The 13,788-nt window shown below is 58.0% G+C and carries 11 protein-coding genes and 3 pseudogenes; 4 read left to right on the forward strand and 10 right to left on the reverse strand.

Features of this window, described 5'->3' with window-relative positions; translation table 11 throughout:
- Positions 1-59 precede the first annotated feature (59 nt).
- The 6 genes from AB4Y35_RS40930 to AB4Y35_RS40955 form a co-directional block, all read right to left on the reverse strand.
- A complete protein-coding gene (locus tag AB4Y35_RS40930) occupies positions 60-782 on the reverse strand; it encodes a tyrosine-type recombinase/integrase (protein ID WP_368692196.1) in 723 nt (240 codons plus the stop codon).
- Positions 775-1,725 (reverse strand): tyrosine-type recombinase/integrase, encoded by a 951-nt coding sequence (locus AB4Y35_RS40935; protein WP_368692195.1) that lies wholly within the window; start codon positions 1,723-1,725, stop codon positions 775-777. The genes AB4Y35_RS40930 and AB4Y35_RS40935 overlap by 8 nt, the downstream gene beginning before the upstream one ends.
- On the reverse strand, positions 1,722-2,576 hold the full coding sequence (locus AB4Y35_RS40940; RefSeq protein ID WP_368692204.1) for a site-specific integrase: 855 nt from the start codon (positions 2,574-2,576) through the stop codon (positions 1,722-1,724). Before AB4Y35_RS40940 ends, AB4Y35_RS40935 begins: the two co-directional genes overlap by 4 nt.
- Positions 2,482-2,979 carry a site-specific integrase gene (locus AB4Y35_RS40945; protein WP_368692209.1) on the reverse strand — a complete coding sequence of 166 codons (498 nt, stop codon included), beginning with the start codon at positions 2,977-2,979 and terminating at the stop codon, positions 2,482-2,484. Before AB4Y35_RS40945 ends, AB4Y35_RS40940 begins: the two co-directional genes overlap by 95 nt.
- A 100-nt stretch (positions 2,980-3,079) precedes the next feature.
- On the reverse strand, positions 3,080-3,307 hold the full coding sequence (locus AB4Y35_RS40950; RefSeq protein WP_368692194.1) for a hypothetical protein: 228 nt from the start codon (positions 3,305-3,307) through the stop codon (positions 3,080-3,082).
- A 357-nt stretch (positions 3,308-3,664) separates the two neighbouring features.
- Complete coding sequence (locus tag AB4Y35_RS40955; RefSeq protein ID WP_368708726.1) at positions 3,665-4,648, reverse strand: AraC family transcriptional regulator; 984 nt, start codon at positions 4,646-4,648, stop codon at positions 3,665-3,667.
- A gap of 25 nt (positions 4,649-4,673) precedes the next feature.
- Between AB4Y35_RS40955 and AB4Y35_RS40960 the strand changes: the two genes are divergently transcribed.
- Entirely contained in the window at positions 4,674-5,717 is a 1,044-nt protein-coding gene (locus tag AB4Y35_RS40960; protein WP_368692192.1) for an alpha/beta hydrolase, read from the forward strand.
- A gap of 492 nt (positions 5,718-6,209) precedes the next feature.
- Here AB4Y35_RS40960 and AB4Y35_RS40965 read toward each other — a convergent pair.
- Positions 6,210-6,573: pseudogene (locus tag AB4Y35_RS40965) on the reverse strand (group II intron reverse transcriptase/maturase); the annotation flags it as partial.
- A 691-nt stretch (positions 6,574-7,264) separates the two neighbouring features.
- On the opposite strand from AB4Y35_RS40965, the pseudogene AB4Y35_RS40970 reads away from it, so the two are divergent.
- Positions 7,265-7,330, forward strand: a pseudogene (locus AB4Y35_RS40970) (hypothetical protein); the annotation flags it as partial.
- Between the two features lie 44 nt (positions 7,331-7,374).
- A complete protein-coding gene (locus AB4Y35_RS40975; RefSeq protein ID WP_368708732.1) occupies positions 7,375-7,965 on the forward strand; it encodes an IS5 family transposase in 591 nt (196 codons plus the stop codon).
- 207 nt (positions 7,966-8,172) lie between these two features.
- On the opposite strand, the gene AB4Y35_RS40980 is transcribed toward AB4Y35_RS40975, so the two are convergent.
- The 3 genes from AB4Y35_RS40980 to AB4Y35_RS40990 form a co-directional block, all read right to left on the reverse strand.
- Complete coding sequence (locus tag AB4Y35_RS40980; protein ID WP_368692661.1) at positions 8,173-9,270, reverse strand: OpgC domain-containing protein; 1,098 nt, start codon at positions 9,268-9,270, stop codon at positions 8,173-8,175.
- Between the two features lie 311 nt (positions 9,271-9,581).
- Entirely contained in the window at positions 9,582-10,868 is a 1,287-nt protein-coding gene (locus AB4Y35_RS40985) for a cytochrome P450 (RefSeq protein WP_368708727.1), read from the reverse strand.
- Between the two features lie 528 nt (positions 10,869-11,396).
- Positions 11,397-12,563, reverse strand: coding sequence for a porin (locus tag AB4Y35_RS40990; RefSeq protein WP_368708728.1), 1,167 nt, complete (start codon positions 12,561-12,563; stop codon positions 11,397-11,399).
- A gap of 932 nt (positions 12,564-13,495) precedes the next feature.
- Between AB4Y35_RS40990 and AB4Y35_RS40995 the strand changes: the two are divergent.
- Positions 13,496-13,695 (forward strand): annotated as a pseudogene (locus tag AB4Y35_RS40995) (transposase); the annotation flags it as partial.
- Between the last annotated feature and the right edge of the window lie 93 nt (positions 13,696-13,788).

The raw sequence follows: 13,788 nt of genomic DNA on the forward strand, positions 1-13,788 counted from the left end.
GTGAGATGCGTCGGCCCTTGAGTCCCACGCAATGAGTTGCCGCAGCCTCGTAGGCGAGGTTAAGACGATCCGGTTATTCCGGTTCGCGTCATCGGTCCGCCTGAGCGATTTGGAAAGAGCCACTGTCCGGGTGAAGCGTCAATCTGCCGAAGCCAGAGCCGGATCTGGTTTGCGGTGCTGCGCCAGAGCGGGACCGCACGTTCTTTGCGGCCCTTGCCGTGAAGACGTACAGAAGGGCTTCGATCCAGCTCGACGTCGGCGACGCGTATGCCGATGAGTTCGGATACCCGAGCGCCGGTGTTATAGAGGGTCGCCAACATCACGCGATCGCGCTGGCCGCACCATGTGTTGGGGTTAGGTGCATCGAGCAAGGCGCATATTTCTTCTCGGGAGAGGAAGCGGACCAGCGGGCGCTCATAACGTTTCATCGGGATCGCGAGCACCTGCTGAATTGTGCCCAGCGACTCTGGTACTCGGGACGCAGCATAGCGCAGAAACGAGCGAATGGCGGCAAGCCGAAGGTTGCGACTACGGATGCTATTGTGGCGGGCCGCTTCGAGGTGGTCGAGGAACTGAAGAACCAGGGGTGCATCGATGTCGCTGAGTTCCAGGCGTTCAGGTCTCCGATGCAATCGCTGTTCTGTAAATTGGAGCAGCAGCCTCATGGTGTCTCGGTAAGCCGCTACCGTTCGCGGGCTCGCATTACGCTGTTGTATCAGGCGCTCCATAAAGAACTGCTGCAGCAATTGCGGAAACGTCGGTGATGGGTTCGGGTCAAGCATGATTGCCTCCTTGAGCGAAGTGCTCGAAGCGATCGCCTGCGATGGTCATCAGCTCAGGTATTGCCGTTACATACCAGAACGTGTCGGTGACCTGGGTATGTCCGACGTAGGTGGAGAGCACCAGCATCGCATTACCGACATCGATCCCCTCCTGATACCAGCCGATAAGACGTCGGCAGATAAAGCTGTGCCTCAAGTCGTGGATGCGCGGGTGCGGGTGACCTCCCCGGGCTTGCCATCCGAGCTGGACTCGAAGACGGGCGAAGGCATATGCGATCTGCCGATAGTTCACTGGCCTTCCGCAGTCGGACACGAAGAACGCTTCGGTCGTCGACGCGGGCAGCCTTTTATCCCGAATACAGGCATAGGCGCGGAGGGCTTCGGTGGTGGTCGGATGTAGAGGAACCTGGCGGGCTTTACGAAACTTGCTCTGACGAATCGTGAGGAGGCTGCGTTCGAGGTTGACGTCCTCGCGCCGAAGTGCCAACGCCTCCGAGATGCGCAAACCCGTGGCCGCGAGCAGACCGAAGACGGTTTCACAGGTAACTGGACGCAGGCCACCCGTGGGCGGAAGTTGTCGAGCAGTATCCAATAACGTCTCGATTTCCTCTTCCGAATAAATATGCGGTGTCAACCGTCGGTATCCTGGTCCACAGAGTCCGGAAGATGCAATTTCGGTGGCGGGATCGAACTGCAGGCGGTACTTGGCAAATGGGCTCAAGATCTTCAACCGACCTGCCCTGGTGGCGGCTGTGGAGCGGCTGGACGAACAGGCCCAACGCAAAGCCAGTTCCACCGTGATCGGACCGCTGTGGCCAATTTGATCAGCGAAGCGTGCAAAGCACATCAGACGCTGTTCCTCACTTTGAAGAGCAAAGCCAAGTCGCCGCCGGCGTTCAAGATAGCACTCGACCAGAGACACCATCGTTGGGGCGGCCTTCATGTTCGTCTCCCAGGCCAGGGCAATGCAACGGCGTTGAGCCGGGGCAGATCGACTTTGAGATAGATCGTCGTCGTGTTGACGCTGCGGTGGCGCAGTAGATCGGCGATGTCCTTGAGACTCGCCCCTTCCCTGAGTAACCTCGAAGCGACAGAATGGCGGAGCACGTGGGTTCCAGTCCACCGCTCAGCCTGGCCGCACCGGGCGTAGGCGCAGCGTACGGCGTTGCGCACGAGGCTCGGCCCTACCGGTTCATCGCGCGGAGCGCGGTGGCGTACAAACAGTGCGCGGCTAGCCGTGCTGGGGCGCCCGAAGCGGAGGTAGTCGGAGATCGCTCGCCCCGTCTCCACAGGCAACGGCAGAAGAGTTGTGCGCTTTGTTTTCGCTTTCGCAATCCGGAGCGTGCCTTCTCCCCAGTCCAGGTCATCGAGCTGGATAGACGCTACTTCGCTTGCTCGCAGACCCAGGTCCACGAGACAGCGGACGATCGCGTAATCGCGCCGGCCGGTCGGACGCGTACGATCGAACGATTTCACCAACGCCGCAAGTTCTGAATCGGTAAGAGAATCCGGCAACGCCGCGAGGCGCCAGTAAGCAACTCTGGGGACTGCAGAAATAAGGGGTTCGGTAGGATCTCCCTGTATTCGACGGAAACGCAAATAACTTCGCAAACAGTCGCCAATGATTCCCGCAGTCCGGGGTTGACAGCCTTCGGCGCGATCAGTCACGAATCGGTAGATGTCATCGGGCTTAATGCGTTCAAGCGCACGGCTCCCACCCAAACCGGGCAAGGAGGAATTCACGCACGTAGCGCAGACGGTAAAGGCGCGTTGCCGATGCCAGACCCTGAACATCCTTGAGATACGCGTCAAAGTGCTGAAGCTCATCGTGTACGAACCTGGAAGCCGGCACTGACCTCGGCGGAATGATGCCCTCCGCACGCAACATGCGAAGCAGATTACGGAGCGCGCGGCGAAGGTTAGCGAAGGTGCGTGGACTTGGCTTGCAGCAGTGGCAGACCGGAAGGTGCACCGTAAGAAAGCGATGTAGTGCCGCCTCATCGATGTGATCAAGCGGGATGCGCTGCGAAGTCAGCCACCGCCCGAAGTGCGACGCGCATTGCAGGTAGTTCCCTACAGTAATGCCCGCATATCCGCGTCGGACCAGGTAGTCCTCGAAAGCCCCAACGACGGGTTCGAGTGCGCCGTACCGTGCACGTTTGCACGCGACGACTTCAGACACGACTTTCCTGATCATGATCGCTCTCCTGAGTAACGGCGGTGAAGCCGTCTGAGAAGAGCAGTATCTGTTATGGAAAGTCAATCGATGGTGAGGCGCTACCAGGCATCCTGAGGAATTAGGCGTCGCACCTCGGAATGCCCGCCAAACCGTGCATAATCCCGGGCCGTCCATAATACGTGGATTCCACCACGCCTCCTTGCAGGTCCTCGTGGAATGGCGCGAGAACCGCGATGATTGATGACAGGTCATTGGCCAGTCGCTTGCAATAGAGCACCCGGTCCTGATCGTCGATCACGGCGACCACCGCGTTATTCGAGTGCAGATCAATGCCGCTATACTTCATTTCAGCCTCCTGAACGGGTCGGTTGAGCTTGGCATCTCAACTGTAGACCCTGGCCGCCCCTTCTTTGGGCGGCCAGGAGGCCTTTCAATGATTATCACCGCGCGGTACCGGAACCGAACCGCCGTTGTCCGCCAGGAAGCGCCGTTCAGTATCGCCTGGAAATTGTTATTCAAACGCCGGCTTCACTTGAATACCGGCCTCTGGGATGGCGAAGTGCCACCGGCAGCTACGGGTTCGCGTCGATCACCAAACTTCAGCGGTTGCACCCGACGCGGCGAAAAATCGTCGTGAGGTTGACCGTCACCCGTGAGACGACTATCGGGTCGTCCACTCAACCTCGCGCCAACCCGGGCAAACTCAGTTGGCAGCGCATTTTCGCCACTGCATCGGCGACATCTCGTATCTTCCCTTGAACGCCCGGCTAAATGCTGCCTCCGACTTGTAGCCCACGCGATTCGCGACATCGGATATCGGTGCGCGGCTATACCGCAACAATTCCGCGGCCCGGTCCAGGCGCCACGTCGTCAGGTAGCTCAGCGGCGCTTGTCCTACCACCCGTTGCAACCGGTCCGCGAAAGCCGACCGGGACAGATTCGACAACGCTGCGAGGTCGCTGACGGTCCATGCGCGGCTGGGGTCCGCGTGAATGGCAGACATCGCGGGATTGATGCGGGCATCGATCGCGCCGGAGAGCCAACCCAGACCGACTCCGCCGTCCGTCGCCCAGGTGCGCAACAACTGAACAAAGATGACGTCGGGAAGTCGCGCGATCATCGCGGCGGCGCCCGCGCGCGGATTCAACGCCTCGTCGAGAATGAAATGGCAGCTCAGGTCCAGCCATTCGAAAGGCCGTTCCCGCAGCCCCTTGAGGATCAGGATCGGCGGCAGCATGGACAGCAAGCGTTGCGACAACACGCCGTCGAAACCGAAGTCCCCACACAGCCAGGTCGTGTCTCCCGTTCCGAGCGTCAGGCGCTCCCGGTCGTAGTGCTGCCGCGCAAGGTCAGCGAGAAGCTTGGCCGGGCGCCCCGGGCGGTCAGCGATGACGTGCCCATGGCCATGCATCAACATGATCAGGTCACCCTGGGAGGCCGTATATCGCTCCTTGTTCCCCTCTACTTCTATCGAGACGTTCCCGCTTCTGACAATGCGCAGGCGGCATTTGCCTGAGGGAAACCGCATGCCGAAAGGCGCCGACGCCGCGCAGGTGAAGACCGTATTGCCGCGCACGCGAATCAACTCCAGCACGTCCGAAAAAGCATCGCGCTGGAAGGCAAAGGGGTCTGCCCGAACATCCGAATCTATCGGCGTTTCAGCAAATAAATCCGGCCTTTGTGCCATGTCACGTCCTCGTTGGATCATTATCATGGACGCATCATTTACGCGGAATGGTTCGGATGTCAAAGATTATTTTTCGACCGCATTGTGGCGTCGGAATTTATACGAAGGGAATTTCATGTTCGATTTCAATCAAGGTAAGACCCGGATGCAGATGTCGAAGCTCCTTTGCTGCTCGATGATGCTTGCCGGCCTGATCACGGCTGGTCCGGCCTCCGCGCAGTCCGCTGGTTCGGGGGGCGTGCCCGATGTGCCGCCGACCAGCGCAGCGTCGCCTGATCCCGGCGCGCAGCCTGTTTCTCATCCGAAGACGGTCGTGTTCATTCACGGCATGTTCATGACGCCCAGGGCCTGGGACAAGTGGCAGGCGTATTTCCAGCAGCAGGGCTACACCACGATAGCGCCGGCATGGCCGCTGCACGTTGGTCCGATCAGGCAGCAATGGACGCCGGAAGCCCAAGCCGAACTGGGCAAACTGACGTTGGATCAGGTCATCGAGAGCTACAGGGAAGTGCTGCGCCAGTTGCCGGAGAAGCCCATCGTGATCGGCCACTCCATGGGCGGCCTGGTGGCTCAGAAGCTGTTGTCGGAAGGGTTGGCGGCGAAGGCCGTGGCGATCGATTCGGCGCCGCCGTCGGGGCTGATCGTATTCAGGGGGTCCTTCATCAAGAGCAACTGGGCGGTGATCAACCCCCTCGCGGACATCAACCAACCGGTGGCGCCATCGTTCGGCGACTTCCAGTATGCCTTTTCCAATTGCTTGCCGCAGGACGAGGCGCAGGCGCTATACCAGGAGCATGTGGTACCCGAGTCACGTCGGGTGGGACGCGGAACCAGCTCGGAAGTCGCGAAGATCGATTTCAGCAAGCCGCACGGACCACTGCTGATCATTGCCGGCGAGGACGATCACATCATCCCGGCCGCGCTGAATCTCAAGAACTTCAAGAAATACAGCGACCCCTCCTCGGTGACGGACTCCCATCAGTTCCCGGGCCAATGCCATGGGCTGACCGTGGACAAGAATTGGCAGGATGTGGCCGGTTACGTCAAGGATTGGCTTGGCGCCCATTGAGTCGGGATGACGTCGCGCGCGGCGTAGTGCTGGCCGCCGTCCAGCAACGATTCGCACCACGCCAGCGCAGCCTGTTGAATGGCTCTTTGGCCTTCCCCGTTCTCCCGGATACCTCCCCTGAGCCGACGTATTCCGGAGAGCGCGGAGGATGCCACCAGACCGTGCGTCGACGATCGTAGTTGCCCTGGATTTGCCATGCTAACCGAGCGGCAAGTGACCGTTGCACCCCAAAAGCAGCCCCTACGGTACCAGGGATCGACTGGCTGCAACGGGTCGTCGGATAGGGGTAGGAAACGGCGATCGCCGTCCCCTCCCTCCGAACCCGGTGTGCAGTTTTCCCGCGACGGGCTCTCCAGTCAGTTGTTTCCACATCGGGATTGGCGCGCCAATCGAAGGGCCTCGGACATCGTGAACAGCCCAAGATCAGCGAAGAAGGCATTTGGCCATCGAGTGTGATCGCGAAGGCATCGACCCTGACCCGGACGGTGAAGCTGGGATGCCCAGCTCGCGCTCGCCACCATCCGGTTTCGGAATCGTCACCCGTCGCACCGGCATCGGCCGGTACGCCCCCCCCCAGCAGTTGCTCCCGTATTGCCGGCCAGGCTGTCACCAGGTGTCGCGCAGTCTGGTCAATGTCCAGCCCGTCGACACCCGGCGCACCCTTGTTGGTCCGCACCCGTCTAAGCGCCTGCCGCAGGTTCTCTCTCGTCAGCGCTGCTTCCAGCAGCGCCGATCCTGTGTCTCTCGTCTCATGCCGCGAGCCACAGGCTTCGTCGCTCCCGGCTTCACGCGCAGCTTCACCGCGCGCTGCCACCGCTCGCGCGGGCATCTGACGCATTGCCTGTTGCGTCGGCATGTCGTTAAACACTCCTTCCCGTTCGGTCCTTCGCCACCAGCTTCAGCCTCACCGGCCTGTCCTGTGACTACTATGACCTCTGCTGAGACCTCGCTCCGGTTCGACACCGTCGCCCTTTCAGGCAAGAGGCGAGGCGTCCCCAGGTAAGAACGCACTCCTTCATCGCACAACCGCCGCATCTACGCCGCTTCGCCTTGATCACGAGAGCTTTGCGGTTTCATGCCCGCTCGCCCTGCTCGGCAGCGCCTTCTATGCAGTTCTTGTTCATCGGCTCGCGATTTACGCTCCACGCTTCCTCCCCACACTCGGTCGCCCTCATGCAGTTGCGCTTCACTTCATTCGCCGTGGTCAGCTTATGGTGGGACTTGCACCCGCAGGAGTGCGCCCATGCTGGGCGCACACGAAAAACGACCCGGCCGCGCATGCGACCGGGTCGTCAAGTCCCGCCCCTCGCGTTACTCCGTTCGGCACCTTAAGAGACCATTTCAAAAAGACCCCAAGGGGGCTGTTAACCTTTTCGGCAAGCTGTTAACCTTGGTCGTCTGAACAACTGGAACCAAGGGGATGGGCGCACCGATCATTGATGACGAACTGTGGGCATTGATCGAACCTTTGCTACCGCCGCCGAAGCCGCGTCGCAAGAACCCCGGGGCGGCTTCCGATTTCAGACCGGGCTGCGCTGAACGGCATCCTGTTCGTATTCAAGACCGGAATACGCTGGTGCGACCTTTCAACCAAGCTGGGATTCGGATCGGGGCCGACCTGCTGGAGGCGTTTGCGCGACTGGCAAAAGGCCGGCGTGTGGAGCGCGTTGCACGAGTTGCTGCTCGCCAAGTTACGCGAGGCCGGCGAACTCGATTTCTCACGGGCAGCGGTCGATTCATCCTCGGTGCGAGCCGTTGGGGCGGGCGAAAAACTGGCCCGAACCCCACCGATCGCTCGCGACCAGGTTCGAAGCATCACATCCTCGTCGACGCCAACGGCGTGCCCATCAGTGCAATCCTGACTGGCGCGAATCGTAACGACGTTACCCAGTTGCTGCCGCTCATTGACGCGATCCCGCCCATTCGCGGCGTACGCGGCCGACCGCTTCGCAAGCCCAAGGTCATCTACGCAGATCGCGGCTACGACTCCGAGCCGCATCGTGAGCGGCTTCGTGCGCGCGGTATCGAACCGGTGATCGCCAGGCGCCGTACGGAACACGGTAGCGGACTCGGCAAATTCCGCTGGGTGGTCGAGCGGACTCACGCATGGCTGCACAATATTCGTCGTCTTCGCATTCGCTTTGAGCGTCGAGCCGACATTCACGAGGCATTCCTTAAACTTGGTTGCTCGCTCGTCTGCTGGAACATCTTCAGACGTGCCGAGCAGTCTTTTGGAAACGGTCTCTAAAAAAGACCTTAACTGAACGGCATTACCCTTAATGCCGCGGCTTTCCGACATGGCATCAACGTTTAGTGCAAAGTGAGCCACATCACCCCCGAGCCGTGCGCGGGGCTTCTGCGAGGAGAATCAGCGAAGCATTATTCAGTCCCAGCTCAAACTCAAGAGCCGCAAGGAACCGGCTTTGCGCATGATGCTATCCGACGGCTAATGGGTCTACAGGCGGAGCCTTTTCCTCAAGCGTGTCGTCTGCGCGCGGGCCGGCAGGCTCGCGAGTGAGGCAACGGCAAATACGGACAGGATTGCCACTGCGTCCGCAGCGAGACCCAGCGACACGTCATGCTGGCCGCCGGTTGTCCTGGCCAACACGGCATCGGCGCTCAGCGAAACTACGGTGCCGGCGACGAAGCACGGCAGGCTCCTGCGGCCGATCGCTCCGACCCACGGTGCCCTGTCAGCAGCGTGTCGTATCCAGCCACGGCGGACGAGATCGGCGACCAGCCACGCCAGCGCGATGAAATTCACCGCGCGCGGCCATTCGAGGTCCCGCTTCATGATGCCCGGCGTTGAGGGCTCGATCCTGAGCTTGTAATAGGCACCAGAGGCGATGATCGCGATCGCTGCAAGCCACGCGATCCAGCCGAAGCGCGCGGAATTGATGTGTTGATAAACGGGCTGACAGCGCGCGAGTGCGCCGAGCACAAATACCAGTTGCCAGGCGAACGGGTTGAAATCCCATCGGTTGTTCGGTGCGGCGGGAAGATACCAATATAAAGTTCCCGCGACCACCCAGAGCCCAAACGATAGCGCTACAAGTAGCCACGGGCGCTCGCGCGCGAGCGGTACCATCACCGGTGCTGCCAGCGCGAAGAGTACGTACATCGGCAGCACCGACGCAAGATATGGTTGACGGCGTAACAGCACGATATCGCACAGCACCGTTGCCGGCGACGCAATCAATTGCTGCAGATCGCGTGCCGTTTGCGGCGTTTCGATGTGGAACGCGCGCAAGACAGCGCTCGCCAGCAGCAGTAAGCCAGCCGTGAAAAGAAATGCCCGATAGATCACCCACGCTCGTTTGACAAACCACCTACGCGCGGCCGCTTTGTCACGGTACGCTGCCAGAGCCGTCCACGCGGTCGCTGTCGAGTAGCCCGCGAGAAACACAAACACTTCAGCAGCGTCGCAAAGTGCATACGTGTGCAACGTAATGTGCGACACGACGCTGCCGCTGACGTGATCGACGACAATGATCAGCAATGCGAGACCGCGGAGAAAATCGAGTTCTGGAAGCCGGGAGGTCGATGAATGCATGGAGTATGGATGGTGCGAGGGTGGAGCACTCACGGGCTGAGCGCTCGGGTGCAAACAGAAAGCATGGAGGAAATTTCATTACAGAATGGATTCGCCATCATGAAGAGAGAACGAGCTGCCACACTGCTGCCGACGTAGTGTCTTGGAGGCTGAATTTTGCCCCCTAATATGCCCAATATCATTGGGCTTTGCGAACCGCATCAGCTGGCATCTGGCCGGCCGGCGCAGGGCTTCGCTCTTGCTAGCCGCGCAAATATTTCTTCGACCACGTAGACATGAAGTCTTCTATGCGCGTAATATTGCGGGTTGTGTTATTGCAACATGCAGCGAACGGGAAGGTGTTTCGGTCCACAAACGAAGTTTGACTCCATGTATTCGATCTCACCCACTAGCTCAGCGCGTTGCAATCTCGGAATCAGCTCATCGAACAGAATCCGCATCTCCATGTGCGCGAGATGTTGACCAAGGCATACGTGGCCGCCGACACCGAAGGCGATATGTGGGTTGGGTCTGCGATCAATATTGAATGTGAATGGCGAAGGGAAGACTTCTTCGTCGCGATTAGCCGAGCCATAGCACAACATCAGCCAATCTCCCTTGCGAATTTTTCGACCTCGGATATTAGTGTCGGCAGTCGCTGTACGCATGAAATGATGAACCGGCGATGCGAATCTAAGGCATTCATCGATAAACTGTGGAATGAGCGATCGATTTGCCTGAAGCTGTGGTAGCAACTCCTTAAAGCGGCACAATGCCCACATTGCGACCGACGTGGACGACGACACTGTATGATGTCCTGCGGCAGCGATAATTACGTAATAGCCGAGGCGGGTTACGTCATCGATAGGCTGCCCATTGATGACCGCGTTGGCTAGCAAAGTCGCGACATCATTGCGCGGGTCCTTCCGGCGCGCTTCGTTTAAGCTTTCGAAGTACTCCCTGAAGTCGTCAACTACAGACAGGAGCGCCTTGCCCGTCGCGCTGCTCGCGTCGCCTTGGCGCAACGTGTCGCGTGTGTATTCGGCGTCCTCACTCCCGAACATCTCGTAAGTTAGTGCATGTATGCGAGGAAAATCCTCCTGAGGGACGCCGAGAATATCCATGATTACGTGCAGTGGGTACTGCGACGCGAATGTGCCTGAAAAATCGATCACCTTTCCGTTGTGTTGCTGCAGCTTCTCGACCATCGTACGGGCTAGCGAGCTAATACGGTCTTCAAGCTTGAGAATACTGTTCGGCATGAACCAGGATTGAGTCAGCGCGCGTAAACTTTTGTGTTCTTCGCCGTCGATGTGCACGAGCGATCGAACAATGTTCGGCGAACCGGTCGCGGACATAATATGCTCGATCGATGCTTTAGGGCGACACACGACAGAATAATCTCCATTGTGGAATAGAGAATTATTCCGTGAGATCATAGAGACGTCGGCGTGTTTTGTAATCACCCAAAACGGGTCATGCCCGTCAGCCGTCGCTCTCCCGACGGGGTTGTTTGCGCGTGCCCAACTATAAATTTCGTGGAGGCCATCGATGTCCGTGTGGGACTTCGGATCGACGATGCGGTTCGCTATTTCCCTTGGTAGGTAATATTTTTGCATTCTGTTGAAGTCCAGGTGAGGTTCGTGTTAGTGGACGCGCGGCACGAACAAGCGTCTACGCGCGCGATGATCCAGTCTGCTAACGTAGAGAGCTCCTTTCAGTTGATGCTTGCCGATCGATTTAACTCTATCGCAGGCGTGTGCTCCCTGTGGGTGGTGATTGGTGTGGTGGCTGTCCATTTGCGTCTGGCGTATCTAATTATAATATTATGATTTCTCATGTCATCCTTAATTCAGATCAACATTGTCCGTTGATATCGACGATATTACGGATACGCGGCACAACGTATGAAAATTAATGCGCGAGTTGTAGTCTCCTGTCGAAGTAAAGATAATTAACTGGTGTGATGGTTTTCGCCAGCTTAACCAATAAGACGCAACGCCGCTCAGGATGTCAGGAACTTCAGAAAATTTAGTCACGGATCGAAAGTGGGGGCGCGACTCGCCAACGCTGGCAGCGTCAGTCGGGTCATTTGCGAGGATCGATCGGTGCTGTGAGTCGTTGCATTGCAGCATGTTTAGCTCTATTCAGAACTTTTGACGGATCGCGGCGCGAGCAAGGATCTGGCGATTGCTGGATGAGTCACCCACATTCGCGACGCTTGCAATAGCGGGGACCCCACGAGACGATGTTCCAGATGCTTGTTGCCAACCGATTTCGAAATAGACGTCGGTTCGCTTGGATAAAAAGTAGTCTGTTGAAATCGCTACTTGGTTGAAGTGCTGGTTTCCGAGTATATGTCCCGAAACGTCTTGAATGCCATTCGATTGCAAGTAGTCGTATGATGCTGCGACTGTCCACGCTTGGCTGAAACGATACATTATTCCGACATCGTAGTTGTTGAATATGACTGTTCCGTCCAGATGAGACAGGGCGAGATTCGCGTATTGAACATTAGAGAACGATGCTGCCACGATGACTGGGCCGATTGTGTAGTTGGATGCTACGACTACAGACTGGTACGCTTGGGCGGAGCCATATCCACTGTTGATAGCACCTTGAAGAGGAGAGATCCCATTCAAATAGGCAGTAAAAAATCCTGTGCTTGGCGCTGCAGTGGGGTTCTTAAAGTACTCGAATGCTGCCCCCAGTTTCAATGGCCCGTTCACGTAACCTGCACCTACCGAATAACCACTGGTAGATGTGAAGTTACCGGGAATACCACCAAAGCTGTACTCAATTCCGAAGCTCGCGCCGTAGATGTCGGGGCTCATGTATCGGACAGAATTATTCGGTCGAACCGTGTTGGACGCATTGTCCAGATCCCCTGGGTGTCCCGCCGGCGCGCCTCCGACCAGCGCTTCGGCAGTCAGCGGCTCGGGAAAGTAGAAGATCATGTCGTATTGACGTCCAAATGTCAGGCCGCCCCAATTGTCGCTTTTGATACCGATGAAGGCTTGACGACCAAATAGCAGGCCGCCCTGACCAGCCTTACCTTGATTTAGGTTTGCGCCTGACTCAAGGGTGAACGTTGCATGTAAACCGCCACTGAGAACCTCGCTTCCGGTCATGCCCCATCGACTTCCCATGAGGCCGCTAAGCGAGTCAAGCGAAATTCTCTTGCTATCAGCAACGTTGCTTTGGTACATGATGCCTTCGTCGAGAACACCGTAGAGATTCACAGTACTTTGTGCTTGAGCCAAGGATGACGCACCAAATAAAGCCAGAAATATCGACCTTTCCCAACCACGCATAGTTAGGTTTCTAGGGGGCGTGTGAGTGAGAAGCTCTATTTCGCTCGACGACATCTGTCTGCACTGCGCTGCGACGTGCTGCCACGATTGCGCCGAAGTTCGTGTGCTCCAAAATAGAGCGCTACAGCGGAAGAAAGCCACTGTATCGTTGATATGTGCAGTTGCCTCGTTGCATTTTTTGGAGATCATATCTGTGCGATTTAGCCTTTACTGTATGGCGTCCAAGATGTCAAACGGGTTGAGCGCGAGATCGCTTCACATTTCCAGAGCACAGATCGTGCCGACTCAGATTCGTCGGCGAAAAGGAGCCACCAGGCGCAGTGCGACGTCTTCAGGTGGATTGATATCCGATGAAGATTGTCGTGCGGACCGCCGATGTGCGACAGTCGTCATTTCGTTTGTGAGCATTTGGTCAATACGCGACAATTGACATGGGCTGAAGAGCCGTCTATTTGAACAAGAGCCCTCGTAAGAGATCGTGAAGCCGGTAGCGTCCTTGACTAGACGTGTAAAACGGGAGGCTTGTCACGAGTCGCGCTGAACAATTCGTCTCACGAGGGCGGCCGTCATGCCGCGAAGACCACCGGTGCTAAGGGTTGACATACCCCCGGAAGGCAGGGTGTGGGGACGAGGCCGTTGGAATTCCCACGATCTCAGGGCATCGCTCAGACGGTGGTCCAGCGATATCTGTATCGCTTGTGGTTTTACGACGATTCATGCGGCTATCGTCCTGGGCGGCCCGCGCATCAGGCGCCCGACGTGGGCCTGCAGCGCGGCCGGGGCTACGCTTGGGCGCTGGGCCTCGACATCAAGAAGTTCTTCGGTAGTATCGAACTGGGAAATCATAATGCGACAACGAGGCTGAGCAAGGCGAGGCCGGCAACCATCGCAACTGGACCAGGCGCTAGACGGTCAACATGGCAAATGGCGACCTGAATCTGAACATTCTGCGCGATCAGCGGGCGACGTTCGAGCTGCAATTGGTGGCAGTATCAGCGCGGGCGGCCCGGCGTCGACGATTACGTCATCAGCATGTACGCGCGCGGCATGAGCGTGCGCGAGGTTCTGGGCCACTTGCTGGAGTTGTACGAGTTCGAAGTTGTCGCCCGACTTGATTTCGGCCGTCACCGACGAAACGGTGACCTTGATCGCACTTTGATTTCGATTTGGCCATCCAGCATTGGAACGCGCTCTTCCATTCGAGTGAGCCCGAACGGCCTTTTTT

Source organism: Paraburkholderia sp. EG286A (assembly GCF_040965375.1).
Classification (GTDB): domain Bacteria; phylum Pseudomonadota; class Gammaproteobacteria; order Burkholderiales; family Burkholderiaceae; genus Paraburkholderia.